This is a genomic window from Enterobacter cloacae complex sp. 2022EL-00788 (assembly GCF_026627565.1).
Taxonomy (GTDB): domain Bacteria; phylum Pseudomonadota; class Gammaproteobacteria; order Enterobacterales; family Enterobacteriaceae; genus Enterobacter; species Enterobacter pasteurii.
Genome location: NZ_JAPNMC010000006.1, coordinates 86,468 through 109,332, shown reverse-complemented (window position 1 = coordinate 109,332; position 22,865 = coordinate 86,468). Strand labels below are relative to the sequence as shown.

Sequence of the window (22,865 nt, the reverse complement as noted above, 5' to 3'; positions counted from 1 at the left end):
TGATGGCCGCTAAACAGGCATGGATGACCCTGCCATACCATTCACAACATTAAGTTCGAGAATCACCCCGAGTTTAAGAACCCACACCATTATGAATCTTACCGAATTAAAGAATACGCCGGTTTCTGAGCTGATCACTCTCGGCGAAAATATGGGACTGGAAAACCAGGCTCGTATGCGCAAGCAGGACATCATTTTCGCCATCCTGAAGCAGCACGCTAAGAGTGGCGAAGATATCTTTGGCGACGGTGTGCTGGAGATATTGCAAGACGGATTTGGTTTCCTCCGCTCTGCAGACAGCTCCTACCTCGCCGGCCCTGACGACATCTACGTATCCCCTAGCCAAATCCGCCGTTTCAACCTCCGCACTGGTGACACCATTTCAGGTAAGATTCGTCCTCCAAAAGAGGGTGAACGCTACTTTGCGCTGTTGAAGGTTAACGAAGTTAACTACGACAAACCGGAAAACTCGCGCAATAAGATCCTGTTCGAGAACTTAACGCCGCTGCACGCGAACTCTCGCCTGCGCATGGAGCGTGGTAACGGGTCTACTGAAGACTTAACCGCTCGCGTTCTGGATCTGGCCTCGCCAATCGGTCGTGGTCAGCGTGGTCTGATTGTGGCACCGCCAAAAGCGGGTAAAACCATGCTGCTGCAAAACATCGCGCAGAGCATTGCCTACAACCACCCAGACTGCGTGCTGATGGTGCTGCTGATTGACGAACGTCCTGAAGAAGTGACCGAGATGCAGCGTCTGGTGAAAGGTGAAGTGGTTGCGTCTACCTTCGACGAACCGGCATCTCGCCACGTTCAGGTTGCCGAAATGGTTATCGAGAAGGCAAAACGCCTGGTTGAGCACAAAAAAGACGTGATCATCCTCCTCGACTCCATTACGCGTCTGGCGCGTGCCTACAACACCGTGGTGCCGGCTTCCGGTAAAGTACTGACCGGTGGTGTGGACGCCAACGCCCTGCATCGTCCGAAGCGTTTCTTCGGTGCGGCGCGTAACGTGGAAGAGGGCGGTAGCCTGACCATTATCGCGACGGCGCTGATCGATACGGGCTCCAAAATGGACGAAGTTATCTACGAAGAGTTTAAAGGGACAGGCAACATGGAGCTGCACCTTTCTCGTAAGATCGCAGAAAAACGCGTCTTCCCGGCTATCGACTACAACCGTTCCGGTACCCGTAAAGAAGAGCTGCTTACCACTCAGGAAGAGCTACAGAAAATGTGGATCCTGCGCAAAATCATTCACCCAATGGGTGAGATCGACGCCATGGAATTCCTCATTAACAAACTGGCGATGACCAAAACGAACGACGATTTCTTCGACATGATGAAACGCTCGTAACGCAAATAATCCCAGTAAACGCCACGTTTTTACGTGGCGTTTTTTATTTATGGACTATACGCTATTACCACACACTCCCAATTTTGACCGGTCGGTGCGACAATAAGCAGGTTTGTACAGTCAAAGAAATAATTGATTGAAAAATATACAAAGGGAGTTGTGAGAGGCCGTCTTTAATCCTTCTGAGGCAGAGGCTTCATGGTTATACTTCCGGGACTAACATTTGTTGAGAGCAATCCATTGTGAATCTACTCACTGCAGTAACTGAGCTGATCAGTATTTTTTTATTCACAACCTGTTTTTTGTTCATTGCGCGCAAGGTAGCAAAAAGAATTGGGTTAGTGGACAAACCGAATTTCCGTAAACGCCATCAGGGGCTTATTCCGCTGGTGGGCGGTATTTCGGTGTACGCAGGCATCTGTTTCACATTCGGGATCGCGGATTACTACATTCCTCATGCCGCGCTCTACCTGGCATGTGCAGGCGTGCTGGTGTTAGTCGGCGCCCTTGATGACCGGTTTGATATCAGCGTGAAGTTCCGCGCCACGGTACAGGCGGCTATCGGCATCATTATGATGGTGGTAGGCGGTCTCTATCTCAGAAGCCTGGGCTACGTGTTTGGTCCCTGGGAGCTTGTGCTTGGGCCATTCGGCTTCTTCCTGACGCTGTTTGCCGTCTGGGCCGCCATCAATGCCTTCAACATGGTTGACGGTATAGACGGCCTGCTCGGCGGGTTGTCCTCTGTTTCGTTTGGCGCTATCGGCATCATTTTATGGTTTGACGGCCAGTACAGCCTGTCAATGTGGTGCTTTGCCATGATTGCCGCCATCCTGCCTTACATCTGCCTCAACCTGGGTGTGTTAGGACGTCGCTATAAGGTCTTTATGGGCGATGCGGGCAGTACGCTGATTGGCTTTACGGTTATCTGGGTTCTGCTGGAGACCACTCAGGGTAAAACGCATCCTATAAGCCCGGTAACGGCGCTCTGGATTATTGCAATCCCGCTGATGGACATGGTTGCCATTATGTACCGCCGTCTGCGTAAAGGGATGAGCCCATTCTCCCCCGACCGTCAGCATATTCACCATCTGATTATGCGCGCCGGTTTCACGTCCCGTCAGGCATTTGTGCTCATTACGCTTGCGGCTGCCATTTTGGCTGCTATCGGCGTTGCTGCAGAATACGCACATTTCATTCCTGAATGGGTAATGTTGGTATTATTCTTGCTAGCATTTTTCATGTACGGTTACTGCATCAAGCGTGCATGGAAAGTCGCGCGTTTCATTAAACGTTTAAAACGCAGGATGCGTCGTAACAGTGGCAAAAACACAACATTAACTAAGTAAAACCGGGACTATGATGACTCAACCGTTGGCGGGAGCGAAATCAGTGGTAACTGAGAACGAGCTGGATATTCGTGGTTTGTTTCGAGTGCTTTGGCGAGGCAAGCTGTGGATTGTGGGGATCGCGTTGGGGTTCGCACTGTTGGCGCTAGCCTACACCTTCTTCGCAAAACAGGAGTGGAGCGCCACGGCGATCACGGACCGACCAACGGTAAATATGCTCGGAGGATACTACTCCCAGCAGCAGTTCCTGCGTAATCTTGATATCAAGGCCAATCTGGCGACCCCGGATCAGGCCTCGGTCATGGATGAATCCTACAAAGAGTTCGTGATGCAGCTGGCGTCATGGGATACGCGCCGTGATTTCTGGTCCCAGACGGACTACTACAAGCAGCGCATGGTCGGTAACAGCAAAGCGGATGCCGCGCTGCTGGATGATTTAATCAACAACATTCAGTTTATGCCTGGTGATGCGCTCCGTAATGTCAGCGACAGCGTAAAGCTGATCGCGGAAACGGCGCCGGATGCCAATAATCTTCTGCGTCAGTATGTCGCGTTTGCCAGCCAGCGCGCGGCGAGTCATCTGAATGACGAACTTAAAGGCGCCTGGGCTGCGCGTACTATCCAGATGAAAGCGCAGGTGAAACGCCAGGAAGAGGTCGCAAAAGCTATCTTCGCGCGACGCGTGCATAACATTGAGCAGGCGCTAAAAATTGCGGAACAGCACAATATTTCCCGTAGCGAAACGGATGTTCCCGCTGACGAACTCCCTGACTCAGAAATGTTCCTCCTTGGTCGTCCAATGCTTCAGGCTCGGCTGGAAAATATCCAGGCCGTTGGCCCTGATTTCGATCTTGATTACGACCAAAACCGCGCCATGCTCAACACGCTCAACGTCGGCCCAACGCTGGATCCGCGTTTTCAGACCTATCGTTATTTGAGAACGCCTGAAGAACCTGTAAAACGCGATAGTCCGCGTCGCGCATTCCTGATGATCATGTGGGGGATTGTGGGCGCACTGACTGGCGCTGGCGTGGCGTTAATGCGTCGCCGCACAAACTAAGAACGCCGTCTACGATGAAGGCTGCGGCCTTCATCGTCTAATCGAAGAGAATCGATGTGAAAGTACTAACCGTATTTGGCACCAGGCCGGAGGCCATTAAGATGGCGCCTCTGGTTCATGCGCTGGCCAGAGATCCTGATATTGAAGCAAAAGTCTGCGTGACTGCCCAGCACCGCGAGATGCTCGATCAGGTTTTAACCCTCTTTTCTATCGTCCCGGATTACGATCTAAATATTATGAAACCGGGGCAAGGACTGACGGAAATTACCTGCCGTATCTTGCAAGAGTTAAAGCCTATCCTTGAGTCGTTCAGGCCAGATGTGGTGCTGGTGCACGGCGACACCACCACCACCGTGGCGACCAGCCTGGCCGCGTTCTACCAGCGTATCCCTGTTGGCCATGTTGAAGCGGGTCTGCGTACCGGCAATCTTTATTCCCCGTGGCCGGAAGAGGCCAACCGCACGCTTACCGGTCACCTGGCGATGTACCATTTTGCGCCAACCGAAAACTCACGTCAGAACCTGCTGCGAGAAAACATCAGCGACAGCAAAATCTTTGTTACCGGCAATACGGTTATTGACGCGCTGATTTGGGTGCGTGACCGCGTGCTGGCTAACAGCGAGCTTCAGGCTGAACTTGCTGCACGCTATCCGTTCCTGAACAACGGCAAGAAAACGATTCTGGTGACGGGGCACCGCCGCGAAAGTTTTGGTCGTGGCTTTGAGCACATCTGCCATGCGCTGGCAGAAATCGCCGCGCAGAACGACGATGTGCAGATTGTCTATCCGGTGCACCTCAACCCTAACGTCAGCGAACCGGTCAACCGTATCCTGGGTCACGTGGAGAACGTGCTCCTGATTGAGCCGCAGGACTATATGCCGTTTGTCTGGCTGATGAACCACGCCTGGCTGATCCTGACCGATTCCGGCGGTATTCAGGAAGAAGCGCCTTCCCTCGGCAAGCCGGTGCTGGTGATGCGTGAAACCACCGAACGTCCGGAAGCGGTGACTGCCGGTACGGTACGTCTGGTGGGAACGGATCCGCGCCGTATTGTCGAAGAGGTCACGCGCTTACTGCATGACGAAGAAGAGTATCAGGCGATGAGCCGGGCCCATAACCCGTACGGTGATGGCCAGGCTTGTGGTCGTATTTTGCACGCACTTAAACACAATCGGGTAACGCTATGAGTTTTACTACCATCTCTGTCGTTGGTCTTGGCTATATCGGGTTGCCTACCGCCGCGGCCTTTGCCTCTCGTCAAAAGCAGGTTGTCGGCGTTGATATCAACGCGCGCGCGGTGGAAACCATCAACCGTGGCGAAATTCATATCGTGGAGCCCGATCTCGATCGCGTGGTGAAAAAGGCGGTGGAAGGTGGCTTCCTGCGCGCCAGCACCGCGCCGGTGGAAGCCGATGCGTACCTGATTGCTGTTCCAACTCCGTTTAAAGGCGATCATGAGCCAGACATGGCTTACGTCGAGGCGGCAGCAAAATCGATTGCGCCCGTTCTCAGGAAAGGCGCGCTGGTAATCCTTGAGTCCACTTCGCCTGTTGGGGCAACCGAGCAAATGGCGCAGTGGCTGGCCGAGGCGCGTCCCGACCTCAGCTTCCCGCAGCAGGCGGGAGAACAGGCCGACATCAATATCGCCTACTGCCCAGAGCGCGTGCTGCCGGGCCAGGTAATGGTGGAACTGATTAAAAATGACCGCGTGATTGGCGGCATGACGCCAGTCTGCTCCGCGCGCGCCAGCGAGCTCTATAAGATCTTCCTTGAGGGCGAATGCGTGGTGACTAACTCCCGCACCGCCGAAATGTGCAAACTGACGGAAAACAGCTTCCGCGACGTCAACATCGCGTTTGCAAACGAGCTGTCGCTGATTTGCGCCGATCGGGGGATTAACGTCTGGGAACTGATTAGCCTTGCTAACCGCCATCCGCGCGTGAATATTCTTCAGCCGGGGCCGGGCGTGGGCGGGCACTGTATTGCGGTCGACCCGTGGTTTATCGTGGCGCAAAACCCGGAACAGGCGCGCCTGATCCGTACCGCGCGCGAAGTGAACGACTACAAACCTCAGTGGGTGCTTAATCAGGTTAAAGCCACGGTTGCCGATTGCCTGGCCGAGAGCGGCAAACGCGCGAGCGAGCTGAAAATTGCCTGCTTTGGCCTGGCATTCAAACCGAATATTGACGATCTGCGCGAAAGCCCGGCGATGGCCATTGCCGAAACGATCGCCCACTGGCACAGCGGTGAAACGGTGGTGGTTGAGCCGAATATTCATGAGCTGCCGGCAAAACTTGCGGGTCGCTGCACCCTTACCGCACTGGATAACGCGCTGGCGACGGCGGATGTGCTGGTGCTGCTGGTGGATCACAACGCGTTTAAAGCCGTTTCCGGTGATGCCGTATCCCAGAAATATATTGTTGATACTAAGGGCGTGTGGCGTTGAGTACGCTCAACGGCGTGCTGGAATCGCTTGAGTGGGAAAGCGCATTTTTTTCCCGCCCCTCGGCGATAGTACGTTTGCACGAGAATGCCCCTGCCTTGCAGGACGCAGACTTCAGCGCCTGGCAGCGCGTACAGGCGAAGATCCCGGCGGACCGCGCCGATCTGCTGGACGCGCTCCAGCAGCACGGATTCCGGCTGGTTGAAGGTGAGGTCGATCTCTCCATTAACGTGACCCTTCACGGCGCCCCGGGCGCGGAAGTGGCATCAGAGCAGGATATTCCAGCGCTGCGCCAGATGGCGGCACGGGCCTTCGCTCAGAGCCGCTTTCGTGCGCCCTGGTATGCTCCTGATGACAGCGGCCGTTTTTATGCCCAGTGGATTGAGAATGCGGTTAAAGGCACGTTTGACCACGTTTGTCTGGTGTTCCGCGCTGCGGAGGGGCAGATTCAGGGCTTTGTTTCGCTTCGCAAGCTCAACGAGCGCGAAGCGCGCATCGGTTTGTTAGCCGGTCGCGGCATGGGCGCGAAACTCATGCAGGCGGCGCTGCACTGGGCGCATCAACAACAGGTTTCGACGCTGCGGGTAGCGACCCAGATGGGCAACACCGCTGCGCTTAAACGTTATATCGCGAGTGGTGCCAGCATCGACGCCACCGCCTACTGGTTATACAGGTGACAAAATGATTCCATTTAACGCGCCTCCCGTCGTGGGCACTGAACTTGATTATATGCAGTCCGCTATGGGCAGCGGCAAGCTCTGCGGCGACGGCGGTTTTACCCGTCGCTGCCAGCAGTGGATGGAGCAACGTTTTCAGAGTGCTAAGGTACTGCTGACGCCGTCCTGCACCGCTTCGCTCGAAATGGCGGCGCTGCTGCTGGATATTCAGCCCGGCGATGAAGTGATTATGCCGAGCTACACCTTCGTCTCTACGGCAAACGCGTTCGTTCTGCGCGGCGCAAAAATTGTGTTTGTGGATATCCGTCCGGATACGATGAATATCGACGAAACGCTGATTGAAGCGGCCATCACCGACAAAACGCGGGCGATTGTCCCGGTGCATTACGCGGGCGTGGCCTGTGAAATGGACACCATCATGGCGATCGCCAAAAAGCACAACCTGTTCGTGGTGGAAGACGCCGCGCAGGGCGTGATGTCCACCTACAAAGGTCGCGCGCTGGGAACCATCGGCCATATCGGCTGCTTTAGCTTCCACGAAACCAAAAACTACACCGCAGGCGGTGAGGGTGGCGCGACGCTGATTAACGATCGTGCGCTGGTTGAGCGTGCGGAAGTGATCCGTGAAAAAGGGACCAACCGCAGCCAGTTCTTCCGTGGTCAGGTGGACAAGTACACCTGGCGCGATATCGGCTCAAGCTACCTGATGGCAGATTTGCAGGCCGCGTACCTGTGGGCGCAGCTTGAAGCGGCAGAGCGTATCAATCTGCAACGCCTGTCCCTGTGGCAAACTTACTACGACGCGCTGCAGCCGCTGGCGAAAGCGGGGCGTATTGAGCTGCCGACCATTCCGGCAGACTGCGTCCACAATGCCCATATGTTCTACATCAAGCTGCGCGATAACGACGATCGCAGCAAGCTGATCGCCTGGCTGAAAGAGGCGGAAATTATGGCGGTATTCCACTATATCCCGCTGCACTCCAGCCCGGCTGGAGAAGCGTTTGGGACGTTTGCCGGTGAAGACCGTTACACCACCAAAGAGAGCGAACGCCTGCTCCGCCTGCCTCTGTTCTACAACCTCGCGCCGGTGAACCAGCGTACGGTAATCAATACGCTTCTGAGTTATTTCGGCTGATATGTCTCTGGCAAAAGCGTCGGTGTGGACGGCAGCGTCCACGCTTGTAAAAATTGGCGCCGGGCTGCTGGTCGTCAAGCTGCTGGCCGTCTCATTTGGCCCTTCAGGCGTTGGTCTGGCGGGAAATTTCCGCCAGCTGGTCACGGTGCTTGGCGTTCTGGCAGGCGCCGGGATATTCAACGGCGTGACCAAATACGTCGCCCAGCATCGCGACGATGCCGAAAAGCTCCGGACCGTGGTGGGCACCTCTTCTGCCATGGTGCTGGGCTTTTCCACGCTGCTGGCTGCGGTATTTTTGCTGGCGGCAGCACCGATTAGCCAGGGGCTGTTCGGACACACGCACTATCAGGGGCTGGTGCGGCTGGTGGCGCTCGTTCAGATGGGCATCGCCTGGGCGAACCTGCTGCTGGCGCTGATGAAAGGCTTCCGCGATGCCGCCGGGAATGCGCTGGCGCTCATCCTCGGCAGCGTCATCGGCGTGATTGCCTACTATTTTTGCTACCGGCTGGGCGGCTATGAAGGCGCACTGCTGGGTCTGGCGCTGGTGCCTGCCCTGGTGGTCATTCCGGCGGCGTTCATGATGATGCGCAGGGGCGACGTCCCGCTGAGCTACCTGAAGCCGCAGTGGGACAAGATGCTGGCGGGCCAGCTGGCGAAATTTACGCTGATGGCCCTCATCACTTCCGTCACGATTCCGGTGGCCTACGTGATGATGCGAAACCTGCTCGCGGCGCACTACAGCTGGGACGAGGTCGGAATCTGGCAGGGCGTAAGCAGCATTTCCGATGCCTACCTACAGTTTATTACGGCTTCCTTTAGCGTCTATTTGCTGCCAACCTTATCGCGCCTGACTTCCAGGCAGGATATTACCCGCGAGATTTTTCGCTCCCTGCGTTTTGTGCTGCCAGCTGTTGCGGTCGCCAGCTTTACCGTCTGGCTATTGCGTGATGTCGCCATCTGGCTGCTGTTCTCGGCGAAGTTTACCGCCATGCGCGACCTGTTTGCCTGGCAGCTGGTCGGCGATGTGCTGAAAGTAGGGGCTTACGTTTTCGGCTATCTGGTGATTGCGAAGGCGTCGCTGCGGCTGTATATCCTGGCAGAGATTAGCCAGTTTGCGCTGCTGACGGCGTTTTCTCACTGGCTGATCCCTGCCCACGGCGCGCTGGGAGCGGCTCAGGCCTATATGGCAACCTATATCGTTTATTTCGCTGCCTGCTGCGGCGTATTTTTACTTTGGCGTAAACGCGCATGACTGCACTGATTCACATACTGGGATCGGACATTCCGCATCATAACCAGACCGTACTTCGCTTCTTCAACGATGAGCTGGCATCCGGCACGCCCGATGCGCGCGAGTTTATGGTCGCTGGAAAGGATAACGGCCTGAGCGCGGCGTGTCCGGCACTGAACATCACGTTCTGGCCAGACAAAGCGGCACTGAAGAAGGCCGTCGTGGCTAAAGCCAAAACGGATCGTACCCAGCGTTTCTTCTTCCACGGACAGTTCAACGCCGGGCTGTGGCTGGCGCTGTTAAGCGGTGGGATCAAGCCTTCCCAGTTCAGCTGGCACATCTGGGGGGCCGATCTCTACGAAGTCTCCCGGGGCTGGAAATTCCGTCTTTTCTATCCGCTGCGTCGTCTGGCGCAGGCGCGCGTGGGCTGTGTTTTTGCCACCCGGGGCGATCTCAACTACTTTGCCAGGCAGCACCCGAAGGTTCGCGGGGAGCTGCTTTATTTTCCAACCCGTATGGATCCGGCGCTGAACGGCATGGCGAATGACGCGGTTCGTGGGGGCAAGCTGACCATCCTGGTGGGGAATTCCGGCGATCGCAGTAACGAGCATGTCGCGGCGCTCCGGGCGGTGCATCAGCAGTTTGGCGATACGGTAAGCGTGGTGGTGCCGATGGGCTATCCCGCCAACAACGACGCCTATATCGACGAGGTCCGCCAGCAGGGGCTTGCGCTGTTTAGCGCGGAAAACCTGCACATTCTCAGCGACAGGCTGGAATTTAATGACTACCTCGCACTGCTGCGAAAATGCGATCTGGGCTATTTCATCTTTGCCCGTCAGCAGGGGATTGGCACGCTGTGTCTGCTGATTCAGGCGGGTGTGCCGTGCGTGCTCAACCGCGAAAACCCGTTCTGGCAGGACATGACCGAGCAGCATATTCCGGTCCTGTTTACCTCCGACACGCTAAATGTCGACGTCGTGCGGGAAGCACAGCGCCAGCTCGCGCTGGTGGATAAAAATAGCATCGACTTTTTCAGCCCGAACTACCTTACGCCGTGGCACCGCGCGCTGCGTATTGCTTCAGGAGACAACGCATGAGCCAGTTGCAGTTTAGCGGCCTGCTGGTGGTCTGGCTGCTGAGCACGCTGTTTATCGCCACGCTCACCTGGTTTGAGTTCCGGCGCGTACGTTTTAACTTCAACGTATTCTTCTCGCTGCTGTTTTTGCTGACCTTTTTCTTTGGCTTCCCGCTGACCAGCATCCTCGTGTTCCGCTTTGATGTTGGCGTCGCGCCACCGGACATTTTGCTTCAGGCGCTGCTCTCTGCCGCCTGCTTCTACGCGGTGTACTACGTCACCTACAAAACGCGCTTGCGGGCTGCGAAAGACGCTACGCCCCGTCGCCCGCTTTTTACCATGAACCGGGTAGAAACCCATCTGACGTGGGTCATGCTGATGACCATCGCCCTGGTCAGCGTGGCGATTTTCTTCATGCATAACGGCTTCCTGCTGTTTAAGCTCCAGTCCTACAGCCAGATATTCTCCGCCGAAGTCTCCGGAGTCGCGCTTAAGCGTTTCTTCTACTTCTTCATTCCGGCGATGCTGGTGGTCTTTTTCCTGCGTCAGGACAGCAAAGCCTGGCTGTTCTTCCTGGTCAGCACGGTCGCGTTTGGCATTCTGACCTATATGATCGTCGGCGGTACGCGCGCCAACATCATTATCGCCTTCGCGATTTTCCTGTTTATCGGCATTATTCGCGGCTGGATCTCCCTGTGGATGCTGGTGGCGGCAGGGGTCTTTGGCATTGTGGGGATGTTCTGGCTGGCGCTGAAGCGCTATGGGCTGAACGTGGCCGGCGACGAAGCGTTTTACACCTTCCTATACCTCACGCGCGATACCTTCTCTCCGTGGGAAAACCTGGCGTTACTGCTGCAAAACTACGACAAGATCGAATTCCAGGGGCTGGCGCCGATTGTGCGCGATTTTTACGTCTTTATCCCGTCGTGGCTGTGGCCCGATCGTCCCGGTATTGTCCTCAACACGGCGAACTATTTTACCTGGGAAGTGCTGAACAACCATTCCGGTCTGGCGATTTCGCCAACCCTGATCGGCTCGCTGGTGGTGATGGGCGGTAACTGGTTTATCCTGCCTGGCGCGATCGCGGTAGGGCTGATAATAAAATGGTTCGACTGGCTGTACACGCTGGGCAATGAAGAGACCAACCGCTACAAAGCCGCTGTTTTGCACAGTTTCTGTTTTGGTGCCATTTTCAATATGATCGTTCTGGCGCGCGAGGGGCTAGATTCGTTCGTCTCACGCGTGGTGTTCTTTATGGTCGTTTTCGGCATCTGTCTGCTGCTGGCAAAACTCCTGTACTGGCTGTTTGAAAGTGCAGGGCTTGTGCACAGACGTGAGCCACAGGGCAGCACAACGCTGCCGCAAGTCTGAGTAGGGATTATCATGACGGATACAACTTCAGCACCGCGTTATGCGCTGCGTGGGCTACAGCTTATCGGCTGGCGTGATATGCAACATGCGCTGGATTTTCTGTTCGCGGACGGGCAGATGAAATCGGGCACGCTGGTGGCCATCAACGCAGAAAAAATGCTGGCGGTTGAGGACAATGCGGAAGTGAAAGGCCTGATTGAGGCCGCGGAGTTCAAATACGCAGACGGTATAAGCGTGGTGCGTTCAATTCGGAAAAAGTTTCCTGGCGCTAATGTTTCTCGCGTGGCGGGAGCCGATCTCTGGGAGCGGCTTATGGAGCGCGCAGGGGCTGAAGGCACGCCGGTGTTTTTGATAGGCGGTAAGCCCGAGGTGCTGGCGCAGACGGAACAAAAGCTGCGCAGCCAGTGGAACGTTAACATCGTGGGCAGCCAGGATGGCTACTTCAGGCCGGAAGACCGCCAGGCGCTCTTTGAGCGCGTGCGCGACAGCGGGGCGAAAATTGTCACCGTTGCCATGGGGTCACCGCGCCAGGAGATCCTGATGCGTGATTGCCGTCTGGTCAGCCCGGACGCGCTTTATATGGGCGTTGGCGGCACCTACGACGTCTTTACCGGCCACGTTAAGCGTGCGCCAACGGTCTGGCAAAACCTGGGGCTGGAGTGGCTGTACCGCCTGCTTTCCCAGCCGACGCGTATCAAACGGCAGATTCGTCTGCTGCGCTACCTCGCCTGGCACTACACCGGAAAAATGTAACCACAAGGCAGCGCGATCTGCTGTTCGCGCTGTAACCCCTACCGCAAAACCGCTGAGTTTATGTGCAATGCATTCATTTTTTTAATGCATTGTTTGCCATTTGCCAGAATTTAAGAAACCATTCGCTCCGTATTTCAGTACCCCTCAAAAATAATAACCGGCAGCAAGTCGGGAAACAGCAAACACAACCGAGGATTTATGGCAGAGAAAAAACCGGAGCTTCAGCGTGGGCTGGAAGCTCGACATATTGAATTGATCGCGCTGGGCGGAACTATCGGCGTTGGCCTGTTTATGGGTTCGGCAAGCACGCTGAAGTGGGCGGGCCCTTCCGTCCTGCTGGCCTATATCATTGCCGGGCTGTTCGTCTTCTTCATCATGCGCTCCATGGGCGAAATGCTGTTCCTGGAGCCGGTGACGGGCTCTTTCGCCGTTTACGCCCACCGTTATATGAGCCCGTTTTTCGGCTATCTCACGGCCTGGTCGTACTGGTTTATGTGGATGGCCGTCGGCATTTCAGAGATCACCGCCATCGGGGTCTACGTGCAGTTCTGGTTCCCGGAGATGGCCCAGTGGATACCCGCGCTTATCGCCGTAGGGCTGGTAGCGCTGGCGAACCTTGCCGCCGTTCGTCTTTACGGCGAAATCGAGTTCTGGTTTGCGATGATCAAAGTCACCACTATCATCGTAATGATTGTCGTGGGCCTCGGCGTCATCTTCTTTGGCTTCGGTAACGGCGGGCACGCCATCGGTTTTGGTAACCTGACCGGGCACGGCGGCTTCTTTGCGGGCGGCTGGAAGGGCTTCCTGACGGCGCTCTGTATCGTGGTGGCATCCTATCAGGGCGTTGAGCTGATCGGCATTACCGCGGGTGAGGCGAAAAACCCACAGGTCACGCTGCGTAGCGCGGTTGGCAAGGTGCTGTGGCGTATCCTGATTTTCTACGTGGGTGCGATCTTTGTTATCGTCACCATATTCCCCTGGAACGAGATCGGCACTACCGGCAGCCCGTTTGTCTTAACCTTCGCTAAGATTGGCATCACGGCGGCAGCCGCCATTATCAACTTTGTGGTGCTGACGGCGGCGCTCTCGGGCTGTAACAGCGGGATGTACAGCTGCGGACGCATGCTTTACGCGCTCTCGCAAAACAAACAGCTGCCGGCAGTGATGGGCAAAGTCTCCCGCGTGGGGGTCCCCGTGGCGGGCGTGGCGGTGTCGATTGTGATCCTGCTGATTGGCTCTTGCCTGAACTACATCATCCCGAATCCGCAGCGCGTATTCGTTTATGTTTATAGCGCCAGCGTGCTGCCGGGGATGGTGCCGTGGTTTGTTATTCTGATTAGCCAGCTGCGTTTTCGTCAGGCGCACAAACAGGCGATTGCCAGCCATCCGTTCCGCTCCATTCTGTTCCCGTATGCGAACTATTTAACGATGGCGTTCCTGATTTGCGTATTAATTGGAATGTACTTTAATGAAGATACCCGCATGTCGCTGTTTGTCGGGATGATCTTCCTGGCCGCCGTGACGGCTGCCTATAAGCTTTTTGGCCTCGGCCGCCGTGGCTCCGCCCAGAAAGTGGAGGAATAAGCGGCAAAATGTGCAAACCATAACCAAACGCGCATTTTTTTCAAAAAAGCACTAGACAGCGGGGGCGGAGGTACGTAATATCCAGCCCCGCAACGGCGCTAAGCGCCCGTAGCTCAGCTGGATAGAGCGCTGCCCTCCGGAGGCAGAGGTCTCAGGTTCGAATCCTGTCGGGCGCGCCATTTTAGTCCCGGCGCTAGAGCTGCGGTGGTCTGAGAAGTAGTCAGAACCGCGTGAAAGAATACAGTGGTGGCTATAGCTCAGTTGGTAGAGCCCTGGATTGTGATTCCAGTTGTCGTGGGTTCGAATCCCATTAGCCACCCCATTATTGAAAGAGTTGTGAATTGCGAAGGTGGCGGAATTGGTAGACGCGCTAGCTTCAGGTGTTAGTGTTCTTACGGACGTGGGGGTTCAAGTCCCCCCCCTCGCACCACGACTTTTTAATGAATTGAACTAAAAATTCAAAAAAGCAGTACATCGGCGAGTAGCGCAGCTTGGTAGCGCAACTGGTTTGGGACCAGTGGGTCGGAGGTTCGAATCCTCTCTCGCCGACCAATTTTGAACCCCGCTTCGGCGGGGTTTTTTGTTTTCTGCGCTTTTACATCCTGTAGTCCTTCCCCGACAGCACCCTTTTTCATTGTCGCGATTCAGCGACATTTAACCTGTTAATATTAAAAGCTTTTTAATTTTATCGCTCTGGCTGTCTCCTGATGGCGACAAATTACCGCCTGCGGCGCTACGTTGTGCGGCTTCAGACGGCGCTTAACAGCATAATTTCCTTTAATCTTAAAATGTTGCGCGATGTAAAAGTTCTGCGTGTAAACCTGGCACATTACGTGCAATAATATACATGTAGATGCTCATTCCATCTCGTATGTTCGCCTTAGTGCCTCATATACTCAGGAATGACGCAGAGCCGTTTACGGTGCTTATCGTCCACTGACAGATGTCGCTTCGGCCTCATCAGACACCATGGGCATAACGTTGAGTGAAGCACCAAATATGTTGTCTTACAGACCTGTTTTAACGCCTGCTTTTATAGCAGGCGTTTTTTTACGCGTAAAAAAAAGGAGGCCGTCTGGCCTCCTTGATAATTACTGCTGCGTTCCGTTGTTCTGTAGCGTTAGCAAAAGCCCATCGCGTCGCATGGCGGCAGCCTCTTCCGGCTTGTGCTGCTTGTCCAGCGAATCGGCAAGCCAGGCGTAATCAAACGCGTCCGGGCGCTGTTTCAGCGCCGCGCGGAAGGCGAGGCTCGCCTCCTGCCATTCGCCGTGCTTCATCAGGGACTGGCCCAGCGTGCTCCACAGCAGCGGACGATCGCCGACGGTTTTAATCTGCTGGCGCAGCACTTTTTCGATCTGCTCAGGATTATTGGTCTTCAGGCGCGGGATCACCATCACCAGGCGATCGTCATACTGGCGCTTCAGGCCGTCGAGGAGGATCTCCTGCGCGGTGTCGTGGTCGTCACACTCGATCAGATGTTCCGCCATCGCTACCTGCAATGGAACCTGCTGGCGCGTTTTGCGGCTCTGGTTTTTCCACCAGGTTTTCAGGCCGTCGCTGCCGAGATCGGCACGCGCCTGATCCATCAGGCCAATCCAGGCCAGACGCTGAAGCTCATCACGATGTTCGTCATCGCCCACGTCGGCTTTCGCCATGGAAGGGATAATATCCAGCAGCGAGCCCCAGGCACCGGTGCGAATGTACGCCTGTTCGGCTAGACGCAGCACTTCCGGATGGCGGGGGGTAATTTCCAGCAGGCGATCGACGCCGTGACGCGCCGCATGGTTCTCATTCCGCGCCAGCTGCAGGCGTACGCGGGTGATCTCAACCGGAATAGGATCCTTAGTAGAAAGCTCAGACGCGCGCTCAAGATGCTGATTCGCGCGCGCTTCATCACCGCGCTGCTGTGCCGCTTCCGCCGCCAGCAGGTAGTTCACCACCGGCTGTTCGGCGTGGTCGGCATTTTTCGACATCAGCTTTTCAACCTGCTGATAGTCGCCCTCGGCCAGCTTCAGCAGCGCCTGCTCGGTCTGTTTACGGGCGCGACGGCGCTTACGACCAACGAACCAGCCGCGAGTATGGGCGCCTGTGCGGAAAATACGGCGCAGGATCCATTCCACCGCCAGCAGCACGACAACGCCCAGGATGAGGATAATCACAAGCCCGGTAACGCTGGTTTCGATATTGTAGTTATCGGTCTGGATCAGCACATAGCCCTGGTGCCCCGCGAGCATTGGCCCCAGCACGATCCCGGCGATAAGCAGGATGAAGAGCAAGAATACTTTTAGCATCATTACTCTCCTTGCGGCGCGCTTTCAGGCGCTGGCGCGGCGGCAGGGGTTTCAGCCGGGCGCTCCGCCGGAACGCCCGGCTGGGCCAGCAGGTTACGCACGCGCGTCTGCATGATCTTCTCAAGAATCGGCTGGCTTTCCAGCTTGTCCGGCACGTTCATGGTGATATTTTGCTGGCTCAGCTTGTCGATATCCTCAAGGAACGCGGTAGTGGTGGCGTCATTGGTATCGTAATAAGCACGAACCCAGGTTGATACGTTATCCAGCGCCTGTTTGTAAGTCTCTTCCTGATGACGCGGCACGGCCTGAGCCGCCACCAGCAGGCGGGAGCGAATGTTTTCGCGCAGATAGACGTCCTGGTTCGGCGCTAACAGCGGCACGGCGGTTTCGTCGCGGCGGCGAATGGTAATAAAGCTGTCCATAAAGTTCTGCCAGCTTTTTTGCAGGTTAATACGCCACTCGCTCAGGGAGCTGGACAGCTCGGTACCGTCGGAATCCATCGGGGAGTCGTCGTCGTTATTATCGGCAAGCTGAAGGTTATCAATTTGGTTTGAGAGCTGATTCACCTTAAGAATGATGCCGTCGTAATCGACCTGAGACACCGCCGACAGGCTGGCGATATCTTCCGTAATGGCGCGACGCGCGCCGATCAGGCTCGGATCGTTCATGTCGGCCAGGCTTGCGTCGGCGCTTTTCAGCAGCGCGGCGGCGGTGGTGACATCCTGATCGCTCCAGAGCTTACGTCCGGCCAGCTTCACCAGAAAATCGGCCTGCGAGAGCAGCCAGGTTTTGGCATCGGTCCCGGAAATCGTGGCGACTTTTTCCTGCACTTCGCTCAGCTGTTTGGTCAACGCTTCACGCTTGCTGTTCGCGTCGGCGAGGGCGGCGGCCTGCTGCTTAATCACGCCTTCCAGCTCGGCCTTTTGCGTCTCCTGCGCTTTTTGCAGGGCCGTGATTTGGTTCACCAGCGCGTCGCTGGTGGCCGTCTGGTTCGTGCCCTGTTTTTTCACCAGCCCGTAAAGACCCACGCCTGCGGCCAGCGCAATCGCGATGGCAATAACGCTCAGCGTAAGGCTGGTTTTGTTGCTGCCGTTTTTCTTCTCAACGGTTTTGTCTGTCGTCTCTGGCTGTGACGTGGTGTCCACAGTCTCCCTGGTCTCTTCAACCACGGCGGAGGATTTTTCGTGTTCCGTCATTATGGCTTCCCATTTGAGAGTTATTGTAATGCGCGCAGCAGCGCATCGTTGTCGGCGTTATCAGCGATCCGAATATCCTTCCAGCCCAGTTCCCGGGCGTGGTTCGCCAGACGCTCGCTGACGACCAGAAGCCGACAGCGGAGTAACCAGTTTTCGCGATACCAGAGCGGTATCAGCGACCAAAGCTGTTGTAACATTTCACCGCTGGTGACGACCAGCGTATTAATTCCGCGCGCCTGCCAGCGCATCGCTTCTTCCGCACCATCATAATGTTTTGCACAACGCTGATAGCACTCAACAAACGTCACGTCCGCACCGCGTTCCCGCAGCGTTTCGCCCAGCAGCTCGCGGCCACCGTTGCCGCGCAAAATGAGCGCGCGCTTTCCGGCAATAGTTTGTAATTCAGGTAATTGTAGCAAGACTTCGCTGATTTCCCGATCTAACGGGTAACGAACATCTATTCCGCTGGCGGTATGTAAGGCCAGCGCGGTGGTGCGCCCGATGGCGAAATAGTGCGGGGCCTGGGGCCAGTTAACGGCCTGCTGTTGCAGCTGCGCATGGGCAAACTCCACGGCATGCTGCGACAGGGCAAAGAGCAGATCTCCTTCGCGGAGGATATTCATCTGGTTCGTGAGCGTGGACAGCTCGCGACCGGGGGAGAATTCAATCAGCGGAAAACTCCAGGCCACCTGCCCCAGTGTGCGCAGACGGCTCACTAACTGCTCTCCTGCGGGAGAAGGGCGGGTGACAAGAATACTCATGCAGGGGGCTCTCCGTTATAGACCTCGGCCAGAATTTCACGTGCGCCGTTATTCAGCAGTTCTTCCGCCAGCGACACGCCAAGCTGCTCGGCATCCTGCGGCGTGCCGCGGCGTTCACCGCGCACCATCCGTGAACCGTCCGGCGCGCCGACCAGCGCACGCAGCCACAGTTCACCCTCGGTTAATTCAGCATAGCTGCCAATTGGCACCTGGCAGCCACCTTCAAGGCGAGTATTCATTGCGCGCTCGGCTTTTACGCGAACGGCGGTGTCGTCATGATTCAGCGGCGCGAGCAGTTCCTGAGTGCGCGCATCGTCCAGACGGCACTCAATGCCGACGGCACCCTGACCGACGGCGGGCAGCGACAGCTCGGGCGGCAGCGCCACGCGAATGCGCGACTCCAGCCCCAGGCGTTTCAGACCTGCAACCGCAAGGATAATGGCATCGTAGTCGCCGTTATCCAGCTTGCCAAGGCGCGTGCCGACGTTACCCCGCAGCGAACGAATCACCAGGTCAGGGCGACGTTCAGCCAGCTGACACTGGCGGCGTAAGCTTGACGTGCCGACCACGCTGCCCTCTGGCAAAGCGTCGAGCGACGCATAGCGGTTAGAGACAAACGCATCGCGAGGATCTTCGCGCTCGCAGATGGTCACCAGCCCCAGCCCTTCCGGGAACTCAACGGGCACATCCTTCATCGAATGCACGGCGATATCGGCGCGGTTCTCAAGCAATGCCAGTTCCAGCTCTTTGACAAACAGGCCCTTCCCACCGACCTTGGCCAGCGGCGTATCAAGAATGACATCGCCACGCGTAACCATAGGCACCAGCTCAACGCGCAATCCGGTGTGGCAGGCTTCCAGGCGCTGCTTAACATAATGTGCCTGCCAGAGCGCAAGAGGACTTTGGCGTGTGGCAATTCTCAAAACATTGTCTAACATGCTTGTTACCGTCATTATCAATCGCTAACCATCCTAACATTGTTGACACTCGGATGGCAGTTTTACGGTTGATGAAGAGTGAGAGGGACGGGCGGCGTTCTCGTCAGCCACAGCCGTATTCAGGAATTTACACGTGCAGAACGGTGCTACACTTGTATGTAGCGCATCTTTCTTTACGGTCAACCGGCAAGGTGTTAAATTGATCACGTTTTAGACCATTTTTTCGTCTGTACCACCAGAAAAGCAAAAGGCGAAAGAAGGGTAACGGTTATCTTTTTGAAATACTGCGGGTCCGCTGCTTTTTCTGTTTTGACTGGCGTGCGACACCCGGAAACATCAGGCGATACGTCTTGTACCTCTATATTGAGACTCTGAAACAGAGACTGGATGCCATCAACCAACTGCGTGTCGATCGCGCGCTTGCTGCCATGGGCCCTGCTTTCCAGCAGGTATACAGTCTACTGCCGACATTGTTGCACTATCACCATCCGCTAATGCCGGGTTACCTCGATGGTAACGTTCCCCAGGGCATTTGCCTTTTCACGCCTGATGAAACCCAACAGCACTACCTGACTGAACTTGAGCTTTACCGCGGCATGCCGCCGCAGGTCTCGCCGAAAGGCGAGCTGCCGATCACCGGGGTTTACTCCATGGGCAGTACCTCCTCGGTTGGGCAAAGCTGTTCGTCTGACCTGGATATCTGGGTCTGCCATCAGTCATGGCTCGATAACGAAGAGCGCCAGCTGCTGCAGCGTAAATGCAGCCTGCTGGAGAGCTGGGCGGCGTCGCTCGGCGTGGAGGTGAGCTTCTTCCTGATTGATGAAAACCGTTTCCGCCATAATGAAAGCGGCAGTCTGGGTGGTGAAGACTGCGGCTCGACTCAGCACATCCTGCTGCTGGATGAATTTTACCGTACTGCCGTTCGTCTGGCCGGGAAGCGTATTCTGTGGAATATGGTGCCGTGCGATGAAGAAGAGCATTACGACGACTACGTTATGTCGCTCTACTCGCAGGGCGTCCTGACGCCAAACGAGTGGCTGGATCTGGGTGGCCTTAGTTCCCTGTCCGCCGAAGAGTACTTTGGCGCAAGCCTCTGGCAGCTCTATAAAAGTATTGATTCGCCGTACAAAGCGGTGCTGAAAACCCTGCTGTTGGAAGCCTATTCCTGGGAATACCCAACGCCGCGCCTGCTGGCGAAAGATATCAAGCAGCGTCTGCACGACGGAGAGATTGTCTCCTACGGGCTGGATGCCTACTGCATGATGCTGGAACGCGTTACCGAATACCTGACGGCCATTGATGACACCACGCGTCTTGACCTGGTGCGCCGGTGTTTCTACCTCAAAGTCTGTGAAAAACTGAGCCGCGAACGCGCCTGCGTTGGCTGGCGTCGTGAAGTGGTGAGCCAGCTGGTAAAAGAGTGGGGATGGGACGAAGAGCGTCTCTCTATGCTCGACAACCGCGCCAACTGGAAGATCGATCAGGTGCGTGAAGCGCACAACGAATTGCTCGATGCGATGATGCAGAGCTACCGTAACCTGATCCGCTTTGCTCGCCGAAACAACCTGAGCGTTTCCGCCAGCCCGCAGGATATCGGGGTGTTGACCCGTAAGCTGTACGCCGCGTTTGAAGCGCTGCCGGGCAAAGTTACCCTGGTGAACCCGCAGATTTCGCCTGACCTGTCTGAGCCGAATCTGACCTTTATCTACGTGCCGCCGGGCCGCGCTAACCGCACCGGATGGTATCTGTACAACCGTGCGCCAAGCATGGACTCGATCATCAGCCATCAGCCGCTGGAGTATAACCGCTACCTGAACAAGCTGGTGGCCTGGGCCTGGTTTAACGGCCTGCTGACCTCGCGCACCCGCCTGTTTATCAAAGGCAACGAGGTGGTCGATTTAGCTAAATTGCAGGAGATGGTGGCGGATGTCTCCCACCACTTCCCGCTGCGCCTGCCGGCGCCAACGCCGAAAGCGCTCTATAGCCCATGTGAGATTCGCCACCTGGCGATCATCGTCAACCTGGAATATGACCCGACGGCGGCCTTCCGCAATCAGGTGGTCCATTTCGACTTCCGCAAGCTGGACGTCTTTAGCTTCGGCGAGCAGCAAAACTGCCTGGTGGGCAGCGTGGATCTGCTGTACCGCAACTCGTGGAACGAAGTGCGTACCCTGCACTTCAACGGCGAGCAGGCGATGATCGAAGCGCTGAAAACCATCCTCGGCAAGATGCATCAGGACGCCGCGCCGCCGGACAGCGTGGAAGTGTTCTGCTACAGCCAGCACCTGCGCGGCCTGATTCGTACCCGCGTGCAGCAGCTGGTTTCAGAGTGCATCGAGCTGCGCCTCTCCAGCACCCGCCAGGAAACCGGGCGTTTCAAAGCGCTGCGCGTCTCCGGTCAGACCTGGGGCCTGTTCTTTGAACGTCTGAACGTGTCGGTGCAGAAGCTGGAAAACGCCATTGAGTTCTACGGCGCGATTTCGCACAACAAGCTGCATGGCTTGTCCGTTCAGGTGGAAACCAACCACGTCAAGCTGCCGCAGGTGGTGGACGGCTTTGCGAGTGAAGGGATTATTCAGTTCTTCTTCGAAGAGTCGGGCGACAACGCCGGGTTTAACATCTACATCCTGGATGAAACCAACCGCGCCGAGGTGTATCACCACTGTGAAGGCAGTAAAGAGGAGCTGGTGCGCGACGTCAGCCGCTTCTATTCGTCCTCGCATGACCGCTTCACCTACGGCTCAAGCTTCATCAACTTCAACCTGCCGCAGTTCTACCAGATTGTGAACGTGGATGGGCGCGCGCAGGTGATCCCGTTCCGTACGCAGGCGATTACGCCCGCCGTGCCTGCTAATCAGGATACCGCACCGCTGTTGCAACAGTATTTCTCCTGAGTCTTTTAGCCGGGTGGCGCTTGCGCTTACCCGTCCTGCGGTTCGAGCCGTTGCAGGCCCGGTGCGTAGCCGCCACCGGGCAGCAAAAAACTACCTGAAACTCACGTCCTCGCCCGCCTGCGCCGTCGCTGCCTGCTCCAGCAGATCCCAGAACGTTTCGCCGCTGCGGTCGCAAATCCACTCGTCACCTTTCAGATCAAAGTGATAGCCGCCCTGTTTAGCCGCCAGCCATACCTGGTGAAGCGGCTCCTGGCGGTTAATAATGATTTTGCTGCCGTTTTCAAAACTCAGGGTCAGGATCCCGCCGTTGATTTCACAATCGATATCGCTGTCGCCGTCCCAGTCGTCCAGACGCTCTTCGATGGTGATCCACAGGGTGTCGGCTAGGCGATGAAATTCACTGTCGTTCATGGTGTTGTTCCTGTTTTTCGTGATGGCGGCAGTATAACGCTAAATAATTCCCGTTGCAGGAAAGCGGCAAACTCTTGCTTTTGTGTCTTCTCCTGCGATGATAGAAACAGATTTGAACTTACGGGCAACCTCTACATGAAAAACGTCTTTCGAACGCTTGCCGTTCTTGTCACTCTGTTTAGCCTGACCGGCTGTGGACTGAAAGGGCCGCTGTACTTCCCGCCAGAGGATAAAAACGCACCACCGCCGACGAAACCGGTGCAAAGTGGTATCGAGTCATCAACGCCGAATACTAACGATCGCGGCAACAACGGTGGCCCGACTCAGGTCAATCTCTGACGATTACGT

Annotated in this window: 19 protein-coding genes and 4 tRNA genes; 18 read left to right on the top strand and 5 right to left on the bottom strand. The window is 56.2% G+C overall.

Going from position 1 to position 22,865, the window contains the following annotated elements; translation table 11 throughout:
• Positions 1-91: 91 nt before the first annotated feature.
• From rho to OWK27_RS11120, 16 genes are all read left to right on the top strand, one after another.
• Positions 92-1,351 (top strand): transcription termination factor Rho, encoded by a 1,260-nt coding sequence (gene rho, locus OWK27_RS11195; RefSeq protein ID WP_001054528.1) that lies wholly within the window; start codon positions 92-94, stop codon positions 1,349-1,351.
• A gap of 242 nt (positions 1,352-1,593) precedes the next feature.
• Positions 1,594-2,697, top strand: a complete 1,104-nt coding sequence (gene wecA / locus OWK27_RS11190) for a UDP-N-acetylglucosamine--undecaprenyl-phosphate N-acetylglucosaminephosphotransferase (protein WP_001050933.1) — start codon at positions 1,594-1,596, stop codon at positions 2,695-2,697.
• A gap of 13 nt (positions 2,698-2,710) precedes the next feature.
• Positions 2,711-3,757 (top strand): ECA polysaccharide chain length modulation protein, encoded by a 1,047-nt coding sequence (gene wzzE / locus OWK27_RS11185; protein ID WP_148421649.1) that lies wholly within the window; start codon positions 2,711-2,713, stop codon positions 3,755-3,757.
• Between the two features lie 56 nt (positions 3,758-3,813).
• Positions 3,814-4,944 (top strand): non-hydrolyzing UDP-N-acetylglucosamine 2-epimerase, encoded by a 1,131-nt coding sequence (wecB, locus tag OWK27_RS11180; protein WP_176609020.1) that lies wholly within the window; start codon positions 3,814-3,816, stop codon positions 4,942-4,944.
• Entirely contained in the window at positions 4,941-6,203 is a 1,263-nt protein-coding gene (gene wecC / locus OWK27_RS11175; protein ID WP_267590394.1) for a UDP-N-acetyl-D-mannosamine dehydrogenase, read from the top strand. Before wecB ends, wecC begins: the two co-directional genes overlap by 4 nt.
• The gene (gene rffC, locus OWK27_RS11170) at positions 6,200-6,877 is read left to right on the top strand and encodes a dTDP-4-amino-4,6-dideoxy-D-galactose acyltransferase (RefSeq protein WP_267590393.1); all 678 of its coding nucleotides are present in this window, start codon (positions 6,200-6,202) and stop codon (positions 6,875-6,877) included. Before wecC ends, rffC begins: the two co-directional genes overlap by 4 nt.
• 4 nt (positions 6,878-6,881) lie before the next feature.
• The gene (gene rffA / locus OWK27_RS11165; protein ID WP_193355352.1) at positions 6,882-8,012 is read left to right on the top strand and encodes a dTDP-4-amino-4,6-dideoxygalactose transaminase; all 1,131 of its coding nucleotides are present in this window, start codon (positions 6,882-6,884) and stop codon (positions 8,010-8,012) included.
• Between the two features lies 1 nt (position 8,013).
• A complete protein-coding gene (gene wzxE, locus OWK27_RS11160) occupies positions 8,014-9,264 on the top strand; it encodes a lipid III flippase WzxE (RefSeq protein ID WP_267590392.1) in 1,251 nt (416 codons plus the stop codon).
• Entirely contained in the window at positions 9,261-10,340 is a 1,080-nt protein-coding gene (locus OWK27_RS11155; protein WP_267590391.1) for a TDP-N-acetylfucosamine:lipid II N-acetylfucosaminyltransferase, read from the top strand. Before wzxE ends, OWK27_RS11155 begins: the two co-directional genes overlap by 4 nt.
• On the top strand, positions 10,337-11,689 hold the full coding sequence (gene wzyE, locus OWK27_RS11150; RefSeq protein WP_193355350.1) for an ECA oligosaccharide polymerase: 1,353 nt from the start codon (positions 10,337-10,339) through the stop codon (positions 11,687-11,689). The genes OWK27_RS11155 and wzyE overlap by 4 nt, the downstream gene beginning before the upstream one ends.
• Before the next feature lie 12 nt (positions 11,690-11,701).
• Positions 11,702-12,442 (top strand): lipopolysaccharide N-acetylmannosaminouronosyltransferase, encoded by a 741-nt coding sequence (gene wecG, locus OWK27_RS11145; RefSeq protein WP_267590390.1) that lies wholly within the window; start codon positions 11,702-11,704, stop codon positions 12,440-12,442.
• A 198-nt stretch (positions 12,443-12,640) separates the two neighbouring features.
• Positions 12,641-14,026, top strand: coding sequence for a bifunctional threonine/serine APC transporter ThrP (gene thrP, locus OWK27_RS11140; RefSeq protein ID WP_148421639.1), 1,386 nt, complete (start codon positions 12,641-12,643; stop codon positions 14,024-14,026).
• 102 nt (positions 14,027-14,128) lie between these two features.
• Positions 14,129-14,205: transfer RNA gene (locus OWK27_RS11135), tRNA-Arg, on the top strand.
• 67 nt (positions 14,206-14,272) lie between these two features.
• Positions 14,273-14,348 (top strand) — tRNA-His (locus OWK27_RS11130).
• A 21-nt stretch (positions 14,349-14,369) separates the two neighbouring features.
• A tRNA-Leu gene (locus OWK27_RS11125) sits at positions 14,370-14,456 on the top strand.
• A gap of 45 nt (positions 14,457-14,501) precedes the next feature.
• Positions 14,502-14,578, top strand: a tRNA-Pro gene (locus OWK27_RS11120).
• 539 nt (positions 14,579-15,117) lie between these two features.
• On the opposite strand, the gene hemY is transcribed toward OWK27_RS11120, so the two are convergent.
• From hemY to hemC, 4 genes are read right to left on the bottom strand one after another with little or no spacing between them, the layout of a single operon-like run.
• Positions 15,118-16,317, bottom strand: coding sequence for a protoheme IX biogenesis protein HemY (hemY, locus tag OWK27_RS11115; RefSeq protein WP_148421690.1), 1,200 nt, complete (start codon positions 16,315-16,317; stop codon positions 15,118-15,120).
• A 2-nt stretch (positions 16,318-16,319) separates the two neighbouring features.
• Positions 16,320-17,513 (bottom strand): uroporphyrinogen-III C-methyltransferase, encoded by a 1,194-nt coding sequence (gene hemX, locus OWK27_RS11110; RefSeq protein WP_148421637.1) that lies wholly within the window; start codon positions 17,511-17,513, stop codon positions 16,320-16,322.
• Between the two features lie 20 nt (positions 17,514-17,533).
• Positions 17,534-18,274, bottom strand: coding sequence for a uroporphyrinogen-III synthase (gene hemD / locus OWK27_RS11105; RefSeq protein WP_267590389.1), 741 nt, complete (start codon positions 18,272-18,274; stop codon positions 17,534-17,536).
• Positions 18,271-19,212, bottom strand: coding sequence for a hydroxymethylbilane synthase (gene hemC, locus OWK27_RS11100; RefSeq protein WP_148421633.1), 942 nt, complete (start codon positions 19,210-19,212; stop codon positions 18,271-18,273). The genes hemD and hemC overlap by 4 nt, the downstream gene beginning before the upstream one ends.
• A 350-nt stretch (positions 19,213-19,562) precedes the next feature.
• Here hemC and cyaA point away from each other — a divergent pair, with 350 nt between their 5' ends.
• Positions 19,563-22,106 carry a class I adenylate cyclase gene (gene cyaA, locus OWK27_RS11095; RefSeq protein WP_148421631.1) on the top strand — a complete coding sequence of 848 codons (2,544 nt, stop codon included), beginning with the start codon at positions 19,563-19,565 and terminating at the stop codon, positions 22,104-22,106.
• Between the two features lie 90 nt (positions 22,107-22,196).
• Here cyaA and cyaY read toward each other — a convergent pair whose 3' ends face one another.
• The gene (cyaY, locus tag OWK27_RS11090) at positions 22,197-22,517 is read right to left on the bottom strand and encodes an iron donor protein CyaY (protein ID WP_267590388.1); all 321 of its coding nucleotides are present in this window, start codon (positions 22,515-22,517) and stop codon (positions 22,197-22,199) included.
• Between the two features lie 135 nt (positions 22,518-22,652).
• Between cyaY and lptM the strand changes: the two genes are divergently transcribed.
• Positions 22,653-22,856, top strand: coding sequence for an LPS translocon maturation chaperone LptM (lptM, locus tag OWK27_RS11085; RefSeq protein WP_148421627.1), 204 nt, complete (start codon positions 22,653-22,655; stop codon positions 22,854-22,856).
• Positions 22,857-22,865: the final 9 nt, after the last annotated feature.